This is a genomic window from Mesorhizobium sp. Cs1299R1N1 (genome assembly GCF_037179655.1).
Classification (GTDB): Bacteria; Pseudomonadota; Alphaproteobacteria; order Rhizobiales; family Rhizobiaceae; genus Mesorhizobium; species Mesorhizobium salmacidum.
In genome coordinates, this window is the sequence record NZ_JAPYKR010000016.1 from 1 (window position 1) to 18874 (window position 18874).

Here is an 18874-nt window from a genome sequence, read left to right on the forward strand (position 1 = left end):
GCGCGGTCGACGCGCTCGCCGTTGGCGAGCATCTCGCCGACAGCTTCACCGTCCAGGTCGACGACGGCCATGGCGGCCTCGTCGCCCAGGTGGTGGCGATCACCATCACCGGCACCAACGACGCGCCAGTTGGTGTGAACGACACCAGCGCCAGCCTCGGTGCTGTCGCGGCCACCGAGAAGGGCGGCACCCTCAACGGCTCCGGCGGCAATAACGGCACCGGCAACGTGCTGACCAACGACAGCGATGTCGACAGCGCAAGCCTGACGGTGAGCGGCATCCGCACCGGTGGCGTCGAAGGCGCCGGCACTGCGGGTTCCGTCGGCCTCGGCCTCGTCGGCGCGCATGGCACGCTGACGCTCAACAGCAACGGCAGCTACACCTATGTGGTCAACGAGAACGACGCGACGGTGCAGGCGCTCAATACGGGCGGCTCGACCACGGACACCTTCAACTACACCGTCAGCGACGGCAGCCTGACCGACACCGCCGTGCTTACCGTCACCATCAACGGCGCCAATGACGCGCCGGTTGGTGTGAACGACACCAGCGCCAGCCTCGGTGCTGTCGCGGCCACCGAGAAGGGCGGCACCCTCAACGGCTCCGGCGGCAACAACGGCACCGGCAACGTGCTGACCAACGACAGCGATATCGACAGCGCAAGCCTGACGGTGAGCGGCATCCGCACCGGTGGCGTCGAAGGCGCCGGCACTGCGGGTTCCGTCGGCCTCGGCCTCGTCGGCGCGCATGGCACGCTGACGCTCAACAGCAACGGCAGCTACACCTATGTGGTCAACGAGAACGACGCGACGGTGCAGGCGCTCAATACGGGCGGCTCGACCACGGACACCTTCAACTACACCGTCAGCGACGGCAGCCTGACCGACACCGCCGTGCTTACCGTCACCATCAACGGCGCCAATGACTCAGCGGCGCTCTCCTCCGCCTCGGTCAACCGGACCGAGGGCAATACGACGGCGGCGATCAGCACTAGTGGTTCGCTGACAATCTCGGACGTCGACAGCCCGGCAACTTTCGTCGCCCAAGGCGGCACCGCTGGGACCTATGGCACCTTCGCAATCAACGCGGCCGGTGCCTGGACTTATGCCGCGTCCTCGGCGCATGACGAGTTCGTCGCCGGTCAGCATTACGTCGAAGACTTTGACGTTGTCAGCGCCGACGGCACTCACACCTCGGTGCACATCGACATCCTCGGAACCAACGACGCACCAGCACTGGATCTGAACAGCGGAACCTCAGGAACTTCCACAAGTATCAACTACACGGCCGGATCGGCAGGAACAGCGATCGCGCCTTCGGGAACGGTAACGGATATCGACTCGGCCGATTTCGGCGGCGGCTCGCTGACCGTCGCATTTACCACAAACGGCGCGGCGGCGGACCAACTGACGATCCAGAACCAGGGCAACGGCGCGGGCCAGATCGGCACCAGTGGCAGCAGTGTCACCTACCAGGGCACGTTAATCGGAACGTTTGCAGGTGGCTCGAATGGGTCGAATCTCGTCGTCACGTTGAACGCCAGTGCCACACCCGCAGCGGTGCAGGCGCTTGTAGATCACATCCTCTATTCCAACGCGACCAGCCCCACCATCGCCAAGACGGTGACCTACACGTTGGTTGATGGAGACGGTACGGTCAATGGAGGCGCGGATACCAGTACAGCTACAGCGACGATCAATGTGACGGGTGGTGATACAACACCTCCCACCGTCTCGGTAAGTCATCTGTTGTCGCAGAGTCACCAGCAATCGACGTTCACTGTGCACGCAACTGATGTAAGCGGCATTCAAAGCGTCCAAATTCTTGATAGCGTCAATGGTGGTTCGCCAACGGTGCTATACACGTTCACTGCTGCGGAAATGCAAGCTGCGGTAAATGGAAACTACGTCCACGAATTCACCGATGGCACAGCTCCGTTTGCCCTGATCAATAACGATACGCATCAGATAACTGCGAAAGTTGTGGACAACGCTAATAATGTCGGAACTGCGTCGGACCCTGTAATCTTCAACACAAACGGTGGAAATCAGAGCAATTCCAAGTTTTCCGCTCCCGCCGGCACCTCCGGCGAGCCCATCAACCTTGCCCTCACCGACCCCTCACATGAAGGTGCCCTCATCACCGTCACGGTGAAGGACGTGCCTTCGGGCTGGACCATCGACGGCGCGACCCATAATACCGACGGAAGCTGGACGACACAGACCAACGACTTGCACAGCCTGACCGTCACCACGCCGCCCGAATTCACCGGCGCCGCCGTGCTCGACGTCCAGATGACCTGGACCAACGCCGACGGCACCTTGGGCAGTGCGTCGATCGCCGACAATGTCGAGGCTTATGCCCCGGGCTCGCCGATCCTTGCCTGGTCAGGTGACGACGTGCTGACCGGCTCCCACGGCAACGATCTCTTCGTCTTCTCGCAACCGATCGGCGCCGACACGGTGCACAATTTCGATGCAGCCGCCGACCAGATCGATCTCATCGGCTATAACGGATTGACGGATTTCGCCGACCTCCAGACGCATATCGCCGATGACGCCCACGGCAATGCGGTGATAGCGCTCGGCGATGGACAGTCGATCACGTTGGACGGCGTCCACTCGAGCGCGCTGACTGGAAGCAATTTCGTCTTCGACCAGACACCGGTGGTCAACAATTCAGGCACCATGACAATCGGCGACGGCGCTCTGCTGCCGCTGAGCGGCATAATCAACAACAGCGGCCTCATCTCGCTCGAGTCGGTCGGCGGCGATACGCTGCTGCAGGTCATCCAGCATGGGGCGACCCTGCAAGGCGGCGGACACATTGACCTGTCCGACAGTGCCTTCAACGTCATCTCCGGCACCGGTCCGGACGTCTCGCTGATCAATATAGACAACACGATCTCGGGCGCCGGCCAGCTGGGCGACGGTATGCTCGGCCTCGACAACAGGGGCACCATCATCGCTTCGGGCACCAACGCCCTGGTCATCGACACCGGCGGCAGCGTCGTCATCAACTCCGGCACGCTTGAAGCAACCGGTTCGGGCAGCCTGATCGTCGGCGGCGGGATCGCGAATTCCGGCATGCTTTCGGCCAATGGCGGCAACATCGTCATCCACGGCGAAGTCACCGGCGACGGCGATGCCACGATCGGCAACCTGTCGAAGCTGGAATTCGGCGCAGCGTCGTCGACGGATGTCACCTTCGCGCAGAACGCGGCCGGCACGCTGGAACTCGATGACTCCTTTGACTACAGCGGACGGATCGGCGGCATCACCAACGACGACAAGCTGGACCTCAACGACGTCTTGTTCGGCACCGGCACGACGGTTGCCTATCAGGCCAGCCAGGACGGCAGCGGCGGCACGTTGACGGTCTCCGATGGCGCCCACAATGCCACGCTGCATTTGCTCGGCACCTATGATGCAAACGGCTTCAGGCTTGCCGATGATGGCGAAGGCCATACCGTCGTCACCTACAATCCGGAGTTCACGCTGACGGGCGTAGCCGTGGGAACGAGCGAGTTCGTGTGACGGAAAGAGAGCGAGCCCGCAATCACGCGCGGCTCGCGCGGTTTCTGCGCCGGTCGAGCGTTTAGCTTACGAATTAAGGTTTATGGAAGCTTTACGTGCACATCGGGTGGCCCGCGGAAGGATCGGGAGTAGTATCGGGTCCGGGCATGCATTTTGGACAGGGGGGCGGTTCTCCGCTGGGTATTTTGGGTCTCGACAGCAAATCCAAGGTGGTGAGGGAAGCGCTTCGCGCCTGCCGCCGCTATTTCCTGTTTGCGGCGGCGTTCAGCCTGGCGATCAACCTGCTTTATCTCGCATCCCCGCTCTACATGCTGCAGATCTACGACCGGGTGGTCACCAGCGGCAGCGAGACCACGCTGGTGATGCTCACCCTGGTGTTGCTTGCCGCTTTCCTGGCTCTTGCCGGCCTCGACCTTGTGCGCGCCGCCATCCTGACACGCGCCAGCGCGCGGCTCGACCGGCTGCTTTCGGCAAAGATCCTCGCCGCGTCCGTCGAAACTCCGTCCCCCGGCTCCTCGCCGAGCCAGCCAATCCGCGACTTCGATACGTTCAGGCAGGTCATCACCGGCAGCGGCATCCACGCCCTGTTCGACCTGCCATGGTCGCCCATCTATATCGGCATCATCTTCCTGCTGCATCCGTGGCTCGGCTTCTTCGCATTGGGCTGCTCGTTGCTCTTGATAGGCATGGCCGTGCTCAACGAGTATCTCGTGCGCTCGCCGCTAAAGCAGGCCAACGAGCTGGCGACGAACAACTATAACTTCACCGAAATGAGCCTCAGGAACTCGGAAGTCGTTCGCGCCATGGGGATGATCGACGGCCTCATCCGCCGCTGGGGCCGCGACCGCAACCTGGCACTGCGGCGCCAGGCGGAGGCAAGCGACCGTGCCGCCCTGATGTCGGGCCTGATCCGCTTCCTGCGGCTCACCATGCAATCGCTGATCCTCGGCCTCGGCGCGTATCTGGTCATCGAAAGGCAGATTACCGGCGGCACCATGTTCGCGGCGAGTCTCCTGCTGGGCAGGGGGTTGCAGCCTGTCGAGCAGATCGTCGGCCTCTGGCGCAGCCTGATCCTGGCTCGGGCAGCGTTTGCAAGGGTCGAGAAGCTGGTCGACGGGGGCGCGCGGAGGGAAAGAGCGTTCAACCTGCCCAAGCCCAGCGGCACGATCTCCGTCGAGCAGGTAAGCTTTGCAATTCAGAGCCAGCAGAAAGTGCTTCTGCGCGACGTGTCGTTTCGGTTGGAGGCTGGCGAGGCGCTCGGAATCGTTGGCCCTTCCGGCGCCGGCAAGTCTACCCTGGCGCGCCACCTTGCCGGCGTCATGCAACCCAGCCGCGGCACAGTCAGGCTGGATGGTGCCGACCTGTCGCAATGGGGGCACGACGCACTCGGTGATCACATTGGCTACCTGCCGCAGGATATCGAACTCTTCTCCGATACGATCGCGGCCAACATCGGCCGCTTCAAGACCAATGTCGACCAGGAGGTGATCGATGCCGCGCGGCTCGCCGGCGTGCACGAGATGATCATTCGCCTGCCGCAGGGTTACGAGACTCAGATCGGCGAAGGCGGCGCAGTGCTGTCGGGAGGATACCGGCAACGGATCGCTCTTGCCCGGGCGGTGTTCGGCACGCCGAAACTGATCATTCTCGATGAGCCGAGCTCCAATCTAGACGCTGATGGCGACCGCGCGCTGAGTGACTGCGCGATTGAGCTGAAGCGCCGCGGCAGCACAGTGATCATCGTCTCGCACCGGCCCTCGACCTTGGCGAATGTCGACAAGATCCTGCTGTTGCGCGATGGCGCCGTCGACGCCTTCGGGATGAGAAACGAGATTGTGGCGCTGCTCAACCAGCGCGGGGCTCCAATCGCGGTGGCGACCCAATGAGCTATGGTCGGAGAGATCGATGAGCGACAGCGCCCTCACTTACCATAGCCTGCCCGGCGAGGCCGGCATCCTGGCTCCGGATTCCATCCGGGTGCCGGCCTATATCGGCCTGCTGATCATAATGGCCTTTTTCGGAATTTTCGGCGGCTGGGCAGCTTTTGCCCCTCTGAACGGCGCCGTGCTCGCCGACGCCATCGTCAAGGTGGAAGGCAATCGAAAGAGCGTACAGCATTTCGACGGCGGTACGGTGAAGGAGATCCGCGTCAAGGATGGCGATGTCGTCAGGAAGGGCGACATAATGCTGAAACTGGACGACACCAGGATTCGGTCCGAATTCAATCTCTATGCCCAGCAATATGCGCTGTTGCGCGCAACCGATGCCAGGATCAGGGCCGAACTGGACGGCAGCGAGGCTGTTGCCTTCCCCGAGGACATTCTCAAAGAGCACGAGGACTACCTCAAGGATGCGATGGCCAATCAACTCGCCGATCTGGAAACCCAGCGTGCCTCGATGGCCGGCGCCAAACAGATACTCCAGCGTCGCATTGCTGAGCTCGAGGAGCAGATACGTGGCAAGCAGTCTCGGGTCGAGTCCTACCAGGCTCAGCTCAACTCGACGATCGAGGAGAAGGCCAGCCTGTCGAAGCTGCTCAAGGCCGGATTGACGACGCGCCCACGCATCCTGGAACTGGAAAGGTCCGCCTCGGATTTGCAGGGCTTGATCGACGATAACCTCGGCGCGATCGGCGGCAGCCAACAGAGCAAAGCCGAACTCGAGAGCCAGATCGCCCAATTGACCAATGAGCGTCGGACCAAGCTGTCGGCCATGCTGATCGATACGCAATCGAATCTTTCCGACCTCGTACCCAAGATGTTTGCCGCCCGGGCTGCCATGGACCGGGCCGAAGTGCGCGCGCCCTATGATGGCCAAGTGATGGATCTCAGCGTCTTTTCGATCGGTGCGATCGTGGCGCCGGGCCAGACCATCCTCGACATCGTGCCGACCGAGAATTCACTGATCGTACAGGCACAAGTTCGCGTCGAGGATATATCGAACCTGCGTCCCGACATGGCCGCCGAAGTTCGCTTCACATCATACAAGCAGCGTTCGATACCCATAATTCATGGGCGCGTCACCCGTATTTCGGCGGATCGCATTACCGATACCAAGACCGGCTTTCCCTATTACCTCGCCGACGTAGCGGTCGATCCGGTGGAATTGGCCGCGGCCCCACAGATCACGCTTTATCCGGGCATGCCGGCGTCAGTCATGATCGTTACCGAGCAACGCACGGCACTCGACTACATTTTAGGCCCGCTGGTTGTGTCGTTCCACTCAGCGTTTCGCCAGAAATGACGGGGCAGTCCGACAGCGCCCGCGGCGAGAACTCCCGCTAATCAGTCGTCGAAAAATGCTTCTCTCCGCGTTGCGGCGCGCCTGGCCATCTATAGGCTCGGACGTATGTTAGGCGTTTGCTGAATTGGTTCAGCCGCTTACCAAGCTCCGCATCGAGGGCTGTATGCGGTCCCGAGTAATGTCGACCGTCGCAAGGGTGACAGGCAGCTTAAACCGTCGTGGGCCAGCGCTGCCCGGATTCAAATAAAGCACGCCATCCACTGTCTCCATCCTCGGCACATGCGAGTGACCGGACACGATCAAATCGATGCCCTGGAGAACCGGATCGATCTGCAGCGTCTTGAGATCATGAAGCACGTAGATTGCTCGCCCGGCGAGGTGTACGAGCTTGGTTTCTGTGTATTCCACTGCCCACCCACCGGTGTCCACGTTACCTCTGATTGCGGTAACCGGTGCGATACCGCGAAGCGCGGTGATGATCTCGGGCAGGCCGATGTCTCCCCCATGAATGATGTGGTCGACCCCGGCCAGGCAACGCACCGCCTCCGGCCTCAGCAAGCCATGCGTATCCGAGATGATGCCAATTCTGAACGTCATAACTCTATCATTAGACGGTGAGGGTCGTGAAATCCGTAGCGACAACGCTGTTCGTAAACGTTGGAACGGCTTCCGCGAGAATTTCTTCGTCGCGATAGCGGCCGGAGATGTGGGTAAGAACGAGCTGCTTTACCTCACTGGCCGCTGCCAGCGAAGCTGCCTCCGCAGCTGTCAGATGTCCGTAGTCGCGCGCCATCGCTGCATCTCGTTCCAGGAATGTGGCTTCGATGACCAGCAGATCGGCGCCGCTCACCTGGTCGGCCAATCCATCGGTGGTTTCGACGTCGCCGACAATGACCAGTTTCTTGCCGGCTTCGGGCGGTCCGAGGACGGCTTCGGGAGCAATCGTTCTGCCGTCGGGGAGAGAAATTGAGCGGCCTTCGGCCAAGTCCTTCCGGATCGGACCGTCTGGCACGCCCAGACCTAACAAGCGGTCCGAACGGAGGTGACGACGCGCCGGCGTCTCGAAGACGAAGCCGTAGCTGTCGGTGTCGCGATGGCGAACTTGAAAGCAGTCGACCGTGAACTCATCCACCTCGAACACGCGTCCGGGGACAAGGGGCACGAGTTGCAGCGGGATCGGCGCGCGTCCCTCACCCCAAAGGCCAGCGAGCATGCGGGCGACGACGTCGAGGGTGTCGGCGCTGCCATAAACGGTCACAAGGTCCTCGCTCTGCCGAAGCCGAAGCGTCGAGAACAAGCCTGGAATCCCGAGCACATGGTCGAAATGCGCGTGCGTGAGGAGCAGGCGATCAAGTCGCCTGAATCCGGCGCCGCTGCGCAGAAGCTGACGCTGGGTGCCTTCCCCGCAATCAACCAGCACCCGCTGACTGCCGGCCTCAACGAGCAGCGCCGGGTGATTGCGCTCGGCCGAGGGCACGCTGGCCGAGGTGCCAAGCAAGATAAGCCTGAAGGTCATGCGAGCAGTCTACCTCGCGGGCAACCAGACCTCAAAGCGGGCCAAAGAGCGGTCCTGGATAGACTTCGCTTAACCGGCTTGGCGCAACAGTTGTCGGCGAACTTGCTGGCCGAGAAGGCCGGTGGGAAGGATGCCGCCTTGCTTGCTGCCTCGCTGGCTGCCTCGCTCTAAAGAGTAAGCGCGAGTGAATCGGCACCGAGGGTCGCTATCGCGCTGCGTTACTTCTCGGCGGAAGTCGGAGTTAGTCGTGCGCTCTGGCGGCGGGCTCTCCGGAACTGACCTCCTCTCAGGAGGCCTGCGAGCTCGGCGGTCAGGTGCACCGCAAACTGACCCTGCTTCCTGCCCGAGCCGTCAGGCGGCTCGCCTGAAGCATAAACGGATCGCGGGCCGATGACGCCCGCTGGTTTTCGCCGTCACTTCTGGTGAAGTTGATGACGCGCCCTAGCGCGCAACACCAGCGACCGGCAACGTCACGATCGACTACGTGAGGAACAAGATCCGCTGCCAGCAACGCATTGTTATCATGCACGAATATCTGCTTCCGAGACGAAAGCGACCACTATCGGTCCCCGTAGCCTTATGGCAGAAGGGCAACAAGCTCCGTCGAGTAAAAAGTCATTCCGGAAAGCCAGCCTTGCGAAGGCCTTCGAGGTACATGTCTCGCAAGGCCAGGTCGCGATAAGGCTGGGATTCGACCCAATGGCTAATCTTGAAATGGGGGTTTGTTGCCAGATATAGCGTGGCCTCTTCACGCGCTTCCTCTAACCTGCCGAGCACCGCTAGGATCGACGCCAAATTAGCCCTGGATTCGGTTCGATATGTTGCGTCATTCCTCAGCGTCTTCACTGCTTCCTCATAGTTACCGGCGGCTGACTGGGCCTCTCCGAGTAACCAGAAATACCAGCTGGGCGGGCGAGGATTCAGGCGCAATGCCTTCTCGATGCAGGCGATGGCCTCAACTCCGAGACCTTCATAGGTCTTCAGATCCCCGAAGTTTGCCCAAGCATCGGCGTCGTTCGGATTGAGCCGGAGCGAAATCTCATACTCCTTGGCAGACTCATCCCATTGGCGCTCGAGGAGGAGTATGAACGCGAGCACCCAATGCGTGCCAGAATTTTCGGGATCGAGTTCAACCGCCTTTCTTGCCGAAGCCATAGACTGCTGACGAAGGGGGTACATCGGATGGTTCCTAAGGACCCAGGCCTCGCACTGACTGATCGCCAACCAACGATAGGCATCCGCGTATTTAGGATCGAGCGCAATGGCCCGCTCGAACAAGGGAATGGCCGCAACGCTCGCCTCCGTGGAGTGTGCCCATTCAGCCCGCCGCCGTAGATAGAGATCATAGGCCCCCGGTTCGTTGGCCGATAACGCTCCTTCAGGTTAGCGGCGGCCAACTTTCCGGCGAGCTCCTCCACAATCTTTCCGACGACTTCGTCTTGTGCCGCGAAGATGTCGGCAAAGTCCCGGTCGAAGCGATCCGCCCAGATGTGCCCTCCGGCGGGTGCATCGATGAGCTGGGCATTGATCCGCACGCGGTCCGCCACCCGTCGGGCGCTACCCTCCAGTACATATTTCACGCCCAGTTCGCGAGCGATCTGGCGGGTGTCTACCGATCGGCCCTCATAGGCAAAGGACTGCAATTCGATCCTGCGCCGGACCTTGGCGTATGGCGCTACCATGGGTGGAGGAGCCGCAAATTCCGCCGAGTTTGACTCCGCAGACTCTCAGTAAGCCTGAAGCACGTCTTCGTACCGTTTTGAGTGCGCTTGTAGCGCTTCCCCCGATCTATCTTCCTTCGTTGAGGAACATTCGGGCTTGAGCGAAGTTGGCGTGATGGCCCGCTCTTTTGAGGCGCCGAATGTGGGATAGCGGACCTCAGGGAGGAAGCTATGCCACGTGCCACGCCTTCGCTTCACGTTTCTCGACGCCGCGCACTGAAATTTGGTCTGGGAGCGACGCTCGCTTCAGCCGCCGGCATTGTGCCGGGTATGCCCGCTCATGCACAGGATGACGTAAAGGACGAAGACATTTTCCGCTTCGCACTCAACCTCGAATACATGGAGGCCGAATACTACCTCCGGGGCACCACAGGAAAAGGCATCGACAGCTCCGACGCTGGATCCAAACCCGGCGAGGTCGTCGGCGGCAAACAAGTTTCCTTTGAAACGCCCGCGCTCGCTGAATTTATGCGGGAAGTCGCGGAAAATGAACTTGCTCATGTCAGGTTCTATCGGAAGACACTTGGGTCGGAAGCGGTGGACCGGCCGGCGATCGATTTCGATGGCGGCTTTGCTGCGGTCGCGAAGGCGGCGAGCCTAGGTGCCGACTTCGATCCCTTTGCCAACCAAATGAATTTCGTGCTCGGCGGGATGCTGTTTGAGGACGTGGGAGTGACCGCCTATGCCGGCGCGGCGACGGTGCTAAAGAAGAAGGAATTCCTGGCTGCTGCAGCTGGTATTCTTGCCGTCGAGGCCTACCACATGGGAATGGCGCGGTCGTCGCTCTATCGCATGGGTGAGAAGGCCTGGAGGGCTGCTAACGCGATTTCCGACGCGCGGGACAAGCTCGATGGACCTGAGGATAAGGACCAAGGCATCTATGTGGACGGCAAAGCCAACTTCGTTCCTTCGACGCCAGATGGGATTGCCTTCACAAGGACGCCGCAAGAGGTGCTGCGCATCGTTTATCTGACCGATCGGTCCGGTGTGAGCAAGGGCGGGTTTTACCCGAACGGGATGAACGGAAAGCTCAAGAGCACGTAGCGCTAGAGATGTATCTTGTGGTCTGGACGAGAACCCGATGAACGTCAGCAGTGAGGCGACCAAGTCCTTATGGACGCTTGACACCAACTTCCCTGGCGCTCCCCGCCTCGAGCAGGACGAGCATTGCGATGTGGTGGTCATTGGCGCCGGCATCGCCGGAGTTTCCGTCGCCTATGAACTGGCCCTAGCAGGACGTGAGGTGATCCTCGTCGATCGAGGGCCCTTGCTCGGCGGCATGACATCCCGAACGACGGCCCATTTGGCGCCCATCTGCGACGACGGCTTGCGGGAGCTGGTCGATATGCGCGGGGAGGCCCTCGCGCGTGGATATCAGGAAAGTCAGCAAGCCGCCGTCGACCGCATCGAACAGCACGTCGCTAATCTGGAGGTGGACTGCGACCTCCGGCGGCTGGACGGGTTCCTTTTCCCGGCCGTCTGGATGGACGAGAAGGAGGCCGCCGATGAATGCGACAGGGAGTACGCAGCCGCGGTACAAGTTGGAGCTGCTGTCGAGCGTGGCAAGGGTGTGCCGCTGAGGGGTCATGAAACGGCGCCCATCCTGCGCTATCCGGGCCAGGCCACCTTTCACCCGCTGAAATACCTTCGCGCGCTGCTGGCTGATTTCGAAAAGCGAGGCGGCAAGGCGTTCGCAGACAGCGCCGTCGTGGAAATTGAGGAGGGGGACCACGTTCGCCTGAAATGTGAAGGCGGCGCTACGATCACGGCGTCCAACGCGGTGTTTGCCACGAATTCACCAATCAATACCTGGGTCAAGATCCACAGCAAGATGGCCCCCTACCGCACGTACGCGATGGCTTTCGATATCGCCAAGGGGATTCTCCCGGATGCGCTCTACTGGGACATGGATGATCCATACTACTATATCCGCCTCAATCCTGGCCCCGGCACGACTGACTATCTGATCGCCGGCGGTCGCGATCACAAATCAGGCGAAACGGATGACGGCGACGCGCGCTTCGCTGCACTCGAAGCCTGGACCAGGGCATTGCTCCCCGATCTTGGTAGAGAAAGAGCGAGATGGTCTGGTCAGGTTCTCGAAACGATCGACTATTGCGGCTTTATCGGCCGAAGCCCCGGCACCGGTAACGTTTTCGTTGCCACCGGCGACTCCGGCCAAGGCATGACCCATGGCGCATTGGCCGGACTGCTGATCCGCGACTTGATCGTGGACGGATCGAACAGCTGGGAAGCCGTGTACGCCCCGGACCGGACACCGCCCGCCGCGTTCGCGCATTACGTCAATGAGAACTTTACGACGGTGAAGAACCTTGCCGGCTACTTGCTGCCCGGTGAGATCAAGTCGGCCGACGATCTCAAGCCTGGTGAGGGGCGGGTCCTTCAGGACGGCTTGAGCAAGCTCGCCGTGTGCCGCGACCGCGACGGAAAGGTGCACAGGCATTCTGCGAGTTGCACCCATCTGGGCTGCATCGTGCACTGGAATTCCACCGAGCAGTGCTGGGATTGCCCCTGTCACGGCTCGCAGTTCTCGCCAGACGGAACCGTCCTCAATGGGCCAGCGATCCGAGGTTTAGTTCGGTCGACATCATGATGGCAAGGGCAATTTGCATGAACATGCAAGGCGACTTCTCCAAAAGTGCCGTCCGGCACCTTGTCCTTTGCTATTTCCAGCAGCGCCTTTGCTGCCTTATCTTCAGCGGATTGCAGGATCGGAAGGTCGGTTGCTTCGGTGTCCGGTAGAGAAGGCTGGTGGGAGGCCGCCGATTGTGCGGCCTCTGCTTTGATCACATCCCCGCGTGAGTCCAGGCTAACTACCTGCAAGGTTCATCTTGTCGAGAGCCGCCTTGAGGCCGCGCGCCAGCTTGACGGCATCATCGTTGGCCCAAAAATGCATGAAGAAGAGCCGCGGCTGTTCATTGAGCATGTGGCTGTGCAAAGCCGTGACCTCAATGCCGTTCTCGCGCAGAGCACGCAGCACGGGTTTGACCTCCGAGGCGATCAACACGAAATCCCCCGTGATCGCAGCCTTGTCGCCTCCGGTTGGCTGGAAGTTTATGCCTATGGCGCTGCCCATGGACGCAGAGATCGTCATGCCGCCGTCGGTGATCGTTTCGGCCCGTGGGATAGTGAATTGGTAGATACCGCCGTTTGCCTTGCCCTTGCGACCGATGGCCTGGTCGACGGAGGTGGTGTCAAACGCGATCTGCGGCTGTGCGGCAGCGGGCGTTGCATTGTCCATCGGCGTCTTGCTCAGCGCCAACCCGGCATGAAGCGCCGTGGCGAGCGCGACCGGGTCGCCCTCGCCGAAGACATGCATGTAAAGCGTCATCGGCTCCGAGCTCAGCAGGTGGTTGTGCAACGCGGTGATCTCGATCCCACCTTCTTCGAGCTTCTCCATGACCGGGTTCACTTCGTCCTGTGTCAGGACGATATCTCCCATGACCATTGCTTGGTTTCCCATCGGTCCGAACGCGACCCAGCCGCCAAGGGCAAAGCCAGGCTTAAGGGCTACTCCATCGAGCGATACTTTCAAATCGGTTCGCGGCAGGCCGACCCTGTAGACGCCATCGGGCATCTCGGTTCCGGATTTGCCGAATGTTTTTGCAACCGTTTTCCAATCGGGAGCTGCGGCGGCTGGCTGGAGCAGCGCTGACATCGCCATCGCCATCGCACCGAAGATGAGTTTTGCATGCATGGGACACCTCCTTGCGATCCGCCCCACTATCCAAATTGGTCATGCGGCGCTGGCTTCAAGGCTGGTGGCCAACTGTGGGTCTCCGACTTGCGGCGTGAGGCCCAGGCGTAGAGCGCGTCATAGATGACGAAGCCCTGCTTCAGCACTTCGTGGTCATCGGGTGTCACATCCCGCAGACCCCTAGAGATCGCGAGCAGGCCCGAGACTGTGGCGTCAGATCGTGCCGGTCGGTGTCGGCACCGCGCACGATCGCGGCAACGGTCACGATGGCCGGGTCTCGCTCGAGGCCATGTTTTGAGACGAAGGTGTCAAAAATGCAGCCGTCACCGACATGCGTGAATTCGAACGTCATACGGCGTCGCGCCTATTTCCCGGGCAACAGGGATCACCTGATCAGCCGGCACAAAGAGAAACTCCGGTTCCTTGTCGATGAAGCGTGCAATCAGCGAAAGCCAGGCGCTCGGCACAGGAGCTATTGAACGATCAGCCCTTGGCCGTTGCGGAGGTCGGTCTCGCTATCGGCGCCGCGATAGGCGCCATGCTGCCCCATACCGCAGTGGAGGATGAGCAACTGGGCGGATATCGCGAGAAGCTTCGCAACACCTCGGAGACCATGCTCGAGCAAGGCCTCGATCAGGCCAAGCAGGTTGCCGCAGACGCCTACGAGACGATCAACCAGGAAGCTGGACGGCAAGACACCCAGGCCGGCACGGTGGCCGACCAGATTGGTGAAATCGTCAAGTCCGCGGCCGACAGGACGGAGCAGTCCGTACAGGAACAGCTTTCTCTTCCTTCAGAGCAAAAGTCCTAGGTGTGTAGTCCCCAACGACCGGATCTAAGTCCCCGTCAGCTGCTATTCGCCGCAGACACAAACAGGCTGACGGGTGTCGGAGTATGCGGATCAGGTCGAGCGCGTTGCTGCATGCGTCCTCGGCCATCTGCTGGAACATGTGTCAGACGCCAAGGTTCGGGAGGCGGCCGCCACTCCTGCGGTTTTCACAACGTGACTGCCCGCTAGCTCCGGCCGGCGGCTTTTTCGCGCCCGGAACACTATCGGGAGGCGCAGGTTAATCAAACAGTGGTCGATTCCTTCCTCCGATGTAGCCACGCGGATAAGGCGGCACGTGGCGTGGCGCCACGTGGAGGTTTTTTTCGTCTGCTGCTGTTTCACCGCAGCACAAACCGCACGGCACAGAAATTGCAACCTAGCCAAAGCGTGGGTCACCCCGCCCCGGGCAAGTCCCTTGACTAGTCCTAGGGACGCCCGCCGCTGCCGTGAATAGCGAGGCGGGAGCGGGATGTTGCGACGCCGTTTAAATCTTTTGGCAGCTCGCTTGAGCAGCCCCTGACCTTTCCCAGCGACATTGCCGAAAAGGACAAACTTCCGATGGGAAAAAGAGTGGCCCCGGGGTGATCGATCCCTCCCTTCAAGATGAAGAGCTTTTTTTCTGTTCCTTTTTATTCTGTTGAGCTTCCCGTTGTGCCTTCAAACGAGCCTTCTTTGCCGCGCGCTGAGCCCGCTCCCCATCCAGCAGTTCTTTCGACACACGGTCTGACTCCGCGCGTACCTTCACCATACGCGTACTTTTCGAGCCATCTGGTCACCTCCGCTGTCATAAGCGATCAGGCGGCCTCTGGCTCCGGATCCTCGAGCAAACGCCCGGGATTGCTGCCACAGCGGAACAATCTGGATTATGTTTGTTGTAGACCATGGACGAGAACGAGCCCTTCTAAGGTATATCGGTGAGCCTATTGCTGGCCGTGGTACGGTTGCAGGTGGCGCTGGAGAGACGGTGCGGCGGGACAGGCCAGGAGGCCGGCAACCGCCCAGGGACAACGGCTCGCCCCGAGCAACGGCTAGATCAGCGAAGCCGATGAGCACAGCGGCCCCGACAGTGGGCGGGGGCTGGGTTTGCCGGAGCCGCCTGCGCAGTCAGGGGTGGTTTGACCGCGCTCCCCAGAATAGGACAGCGCGGTCAAAGAGTCGGCAACTCTGTTCGTGCCGAGGAGTTCCTCCATTCGGCGGTGGTGCTATCTGGAAGACTTACTTGCGTTCCCGCCGCGGCAGGCAACACCCCTTCAGCAATTCCATTGGCCGCAGCAGCGCTTGCCTGAGCCGCGCTTTGGCTGGGAATAGGGACCCGCTCCGTGTAGCGTTCTGGAGCGGGTTCCTGCTGCCCACGAAATGATGTCTTCTCAAAGCCGCGCCGAGGCCGCGGCAGTGCCTTGGTCGAGCAACAGTGCGCCTCAGGCGGCCGCCTGCAAGGCCCGCTCGTTCGCACCGCTTTCGCCGAGCTTAGTTAGGGTCTCATCGGTGGCGGATTCTTCCTTGAGAGTCTGGCGCAGCAAGGGCAGGGCATCTTTCAGGCCCAGTTGCTCCGCCCACGCAATCAGCGTGCCGTAGCGCGCTATTTCATAGTGCTCGACCGACTGGGCGGCCGCCACGAGGCCGGCGTCGAGTGCCGGCTCGTTCTTGTATTCCTCGAGGATTTCCGAACCCTCTTCGATGATGCCGTCGATCGCGGGACACGTCTTGCCCCGGGCCTGCTTGCCTAGCATTTCAAAAACTTGCTCGAGCCGGTCGATCTGACCTTCCGTCTCGGTGCGATGCTTTTCGAAGGCTGCGCTCACCTCTTCCGATTGCGCCGCTTTGGCCATCTTCGGCAGCGTCTTTAGAATTTTCTTTTCCGCGTAGTAGATGTCTTTCAGGCCATCCACGAACAGGCTTTCCAAGCCGTTCGCAGCGCCGGACGAACTGTTCTTCACCATCAATGTCTCTCCTTCGGTTGGCTTGCTGTTCCAAACAGAACGGCGTTCGCCCATTGTTCAAAGTTAGCGAAATTCGAGGAAGGCGTTTCGACTTCTCCGAACAACCACAACCGACAGACTTAAGCGACGTTCCCGTCGAAATATTTCGTGATCTTCATATTCGACAACCCAGAGGCAACGGGGACGGGCTGGGACGGTGATCACTTCGGCGGGCCCTTGCCGCCGCGTCATTAAATTTGGTCTATCATGCAGAGCGCGGCTTTTGGCCCGGAAGGCACCAGAAGACCTCTCGGCGGCGACCTTCCTAGAGGCGGCAAACGCAATTGCAGGACGGCGTCCATAGCGTCGTGCCAGCCGCATCGCCAAAAGGGCCAGCAGTAAAACGGGAAAATAGGGCAATTCACCGAATCCGGCTGTCGTCGGCAGCCCGATGACGCTGCTGGTCTCGCAGGTCTGGTGGCGGAAGGCTGAGTTGCCACCCATTCCTTGGATTCGAGTCCCATCTCCTTCAAGGTGGAACCAATGTCCCGTCGTTAAGTTGGCCTCACTTCGGCACCGTCTTTAGGACGCGGCCTATTGGATTTTGTCGGCCGCGCTCCTGGGCGCGGGCGGGCAATGCGAGGCGCCGGATCGGCTAAACAAATCTCCATTCTGTCGTTGATCTGGGTGACTAGACCTTTGGAACGAAAACCAATTCCGGGAATTGGTATTCGTCTCGACAATACAGGAGGTCGCCATGGGTCGCGGTATATTGCTTTGGCTGCTCGGAGTTCCAATTCCGATCATCATTCTGCTCATGCTGTTCGCGCGCTAGGAGCTCCAGATGAACCCCGCAGTTGCTGACATTGAAGTTTCCGGCGCAAGGGAGTCGTCGTCATCCGCCGTAAGCTGGGCACCGATCATTGCGGGTGCTTTTGCTGCGTCGACGCTGACGATAATCCTGATGCTAATTGGCTCGGGACTGGGACTGACGATGGTTTCACCCTGGACCGGCGCAAGTGCGTCGGTCACCACTTTCGCGGTTTCGGCCGCCGTATGGCTGGTCGTCGTGCAATGGCTCTCGGCCGGGTTAGGCGGTTATCTTACCGGCCGCCTGCGCACGAAATGGGTCGGCGTTCACGATGATGAAGTCTACTTTCGCGATACCGCGCACGGCTTCCTTGCCTGGGCCTTAGCAACGCTGCTGGTTGCGGGAGTCTTCGGCTCGGCTTTATCGGCAACGATCGGGGCGGGTGTGCAGGCCACGTCCAACGTCGCCTCGGGCATGGCTGCGGGCGCTACTTCCGCCGCCACGAATGCCGCGGGCGGCGCGAGCGACAATAACAGCTTAGGCTACTTCGTCGATGCGCTGTTCCGGCCAGCCAATAGCGGAACCGCCGCTCCTGCTGGCCAGAACGATGCCAGCGCGACCGCTCAGGCGACCCGCATCCTTGTTGCGAGCGCTTCCAGGGGCGCGGTATCGGCCGACGACAAGACTTATCTTGCGAAACTGGTCGCATCCCGCACCGGGCTTTCGGAGGCCGATGCCGCAAAGCGCGTCGACACGGTTCTCGCAGGAATAGAAGACGCCAAGAACAAGGCGAAGGCCGCCGCAGACACGGCCCGGAAGGCAAGCGCCACTTTCGCGCTGGTCGGCGCCCTCTCGATGATCGTGGGTGCTTTTATCGCCGGCGTTGCCGCGGCACTTGGCGGCAACCAGCGCGATGAAGACGAGGCTCTGTTCGTTCGCGACTGACCCGCCAGCGCCGCTGCCGTTGCCCGCCCAAATTCGCCCGTCGGCTTGCCGGCGGGCGTTCGTCTTTGGTGGAACGTGGTAGTCGAAATCAAAGTCGGCCGGTCGAGAGTGTCCGCCAGAGCGAACGTGCTGTGGTGATGTTTGGCCCAGCCTCGCCTTGCCGGTCTTACCTCCATTCCTCCTGACGCCTTTCATTTTTCATAGGGGCACCTTTGCCTATTGTTGACCGGCGTTGCCTGGCCTCGTCAGCGTTGCGCCGAGGGCGAGGATGATCCGACGATCGCTGGGGACTGGAGCAAGACGCATGTTTAACGCCGACTCGCGACCATCCTTGGCATCCGGCCGCCACTTGCGCTTTCCGTCGATCATCAGGCCCGCGAAGGCCAGGCGCCGGTGGTTTTGCCTTCAACCGGGCCGATAGCTTCGCCGCAACGCTGCTACTTTTTCGCCAGCAAGACCGCTTCGCGCACCAGCGATGACAGACTGCCGACGCCGAGCAAATCAATTAGCTCATGGCCCTGGGTATTTGTAATGCCGGTTTTCCGCACAAGCCAGTCTACATGCCGTTCCTTTGCCGTTTGGAGCTGGCGGCGGCGCTCGTCATCGTCCTCGGCCATGGGGGCAGTCCTCATTGAT

General features: G+C 60.9%; 13 protein-coding genes and 1 pseudogene. 7 read left to right on the top strand and 7 right to left on the bottom strand.

Features of this window, described 5'->3' with window-relative positions; translation table 11 throughout:
• The 3 genes from O7A70_RS27955 to O7A70_RS27965 all read left to right on the top strand — a co-directional run.
• Nucleotides 1-3536: beta strand repeat-containing protein (locus O7A70_RS27955; RefSeq protein WP_337143236.1), on the top strand; the 3536-nt coding region annotated here is incomplete at its 5' end.
• A 146-nt stretch (nucleotides 3537-3682) separates the two neighbouring features.
• On the top strand, nucleotides 3683-5422 hold the full coding sequence (locus O7A70_RS27960; protein WP_337143237.1) for a type I secretion system permease/ATPase: 1740 nt from the start codon (nucleotides 3683-3685) through the stop codon (nucleotides 5420-5422).
• 19 nt (nucleotides 5423-5441) lie between these two features.
• Complete coding sequence (locus O7A70_RS27965; protein WP_337143238.1) at nucleotides 5442-6779, top strand: HlyD family type I secretion periplasmic adaptor subunit; 1338 nt, start codon at nucleotides 5442-5444, stop codon at nucleotides 6777-6779.
• 129 nt (nucleotides 6780-6908) lie between these two features.
• Here the strand turns inward: O7A70_RS27965 and O7A70_RS27970 are convergent, their stop codons facing one another.
• The 3 genes from O7A70_RS27970 to O7A70_RS27980 all read right to left on the bottom strand — a co-directional run bounded on the left by O7A70_RS27970 (nucleotide 6909) and on the right by O7A70_RS27980 (nucleotide 9573).
• Nucleotides 6909-7376: a metallophosphoesterase family protein gene (locus tag O7A70_RS27970; protein ID WP_337143239.1), complete on the bottom strand. Its 468-nt coding sequence runs from the start codon at nucleotides 7374-7376 to the stop codon at nucleotides 6909-6911.
• 10 nt (nucleotides 7377-7386) lie between these two features.
• Nucleotides 7387-8295 (bottom strand): MBL fold metallo-hydrolase, encoded by a 909-nt coding sequence (locus O7A70_RS27975; RefSeq protein WP_337143240.1) that lies wholly within the window; start codon nucleotides 8293-8295, stop codon nucleotides 7387-7389.
• Between the two features lie 615 nt (nucleotides 8296-8910).
• Nucleotides 8911-9573, bottom strand: a complete 663-nt coding sequence (locus tag O7A70_RS27980) for a tetratricopeptide repeat protein (RefSeq protein WP_337143241.1) — start codon at nucleotides 9571-9573, stop codon at nucleotides 8911-8913.
• 614 nt (nucleotides 9574-10187) lie between these two features.
• Between O7A70_RS27980 and O7A70_RS27985 the strand changes: the two genes are divergently transcribed.
• Together O7A70_RS27985 and O7A70_RS27990 are read left to right on the top strand one after the other, a co-directional pair.
• On the top strand, nucleotides 10188-11060 hold the full coding sequence (locus O7A70_RS27985) for a ferritin-like domain-containing protein (RefSeq protein ID WP_337143242.1): 873 nt from the start codon (nucleotides 10188-10190) through the stop codon (nucleotides 11058-11060).
• A 37-nt stretch (nucleotides 11061-11097) separates the two neighbouring features.
• Nucleotides 11098-12630 (top strand): FAD-dependent oxidoreductase, encoded by a 1533-nt coding sequence (locus tag O7A70_RS27990; protein WP_337143243.1) that lies wholly within the window; start codon nucleotides 11098-11100, stop codon nucleotides 12628-12630.
• 216 nt (nucleotides 12631-12846) lie between these two features.
• Here O7A70_RS27990 and O7A70_RS27995 read toward each other — a convergent pair whose 3' ends face one another.
• Together O7A70_RS27995 and O7A70_RS28005 are read right to left on the bottom strand one after the other, a co-directional pair.
• Entirely contained in the window at nucleotides 12847-13707 is an 861-nt protein-coding gene (locus O7A70_RS27995) for a DUF1259 domain-containing protein (RefSeq protein WP_337143244.1), read from the bottom strand.
• A 53-nt stretch (nucleotides 13708-13760) separates the two neighbouring features.
• Nucleotides 13761-14201 (bottom strand): annotated as a pseudogene (locus O7A70_RS28005) (chromate resistance protein ChrB domain-containing protein).
• Nucleotides 14202-14209: 8 nt separating this feature from the next.
• Between O7A70_RS28005 and O7A70_RS28010 the strand changes: the two are divergent.
• Complete coding sequence (locus O7A70_RS28010) at nucleotides 14210-14545, top strand: hypothetical protein (protein ID WP_337143246.1); 336 nt, start codon at nucleotides 14210-14212, stop codon at nucleotides 14543-14545.
• Nucleotides 14546-15981: 1436 nt separating this feature from the next.
• Here the strand turns inward: O7A70_RS28010 and O7A70_RS28015 are convergent.
• The gene (locus O7A70_RS28015; RefSeq protein WP_337143247.1) at nucleotides 15982-16503 is read right to left on the bottom strand and encodes a YciE/YciF ferroxidase family protein; all 522 of its coding nucleotides are present in this window, start codon (nucleotides 16501-16503) and stop codon (nucleotides 15982-15984) included.
• A gap of 823 nt (nucleotides 16504-17326) precedes the next feature.
• Here O7A70_RS28015 and O7A70_RS28020 point away from each other — a divergent pair.
• A complete protein-coding gene (locus tag O7A70_RS28020) occupies nucleotides 17327-18238 on the top strand; it encodes a hypothetical protein (RefSeq protein ID WP_337143248.1) in 912 nt (303 codons plus the stop codon).
• Between the two features lie 437 nt (nucleotides 18239-18675).
• Here the strand turns inward: O7A70_RS28020 and O7A70_RS28025 are convergent, their stop codons facing one another.
• Nucleotides 18676-18855 carry a hypothetical protein gene (locus O7A70_RS28025; protein WP_337143249.1) on the bottom strand — a complete coding sequence of 60 codons (180 nt, stop codon included), beginning with the start codon at nucleotides 18853-18855 and terminating at the stop codon, nucleotides 18676-18678.
• Nucleotides 18856-18874 lie beyond the last annotated feature (19 nt).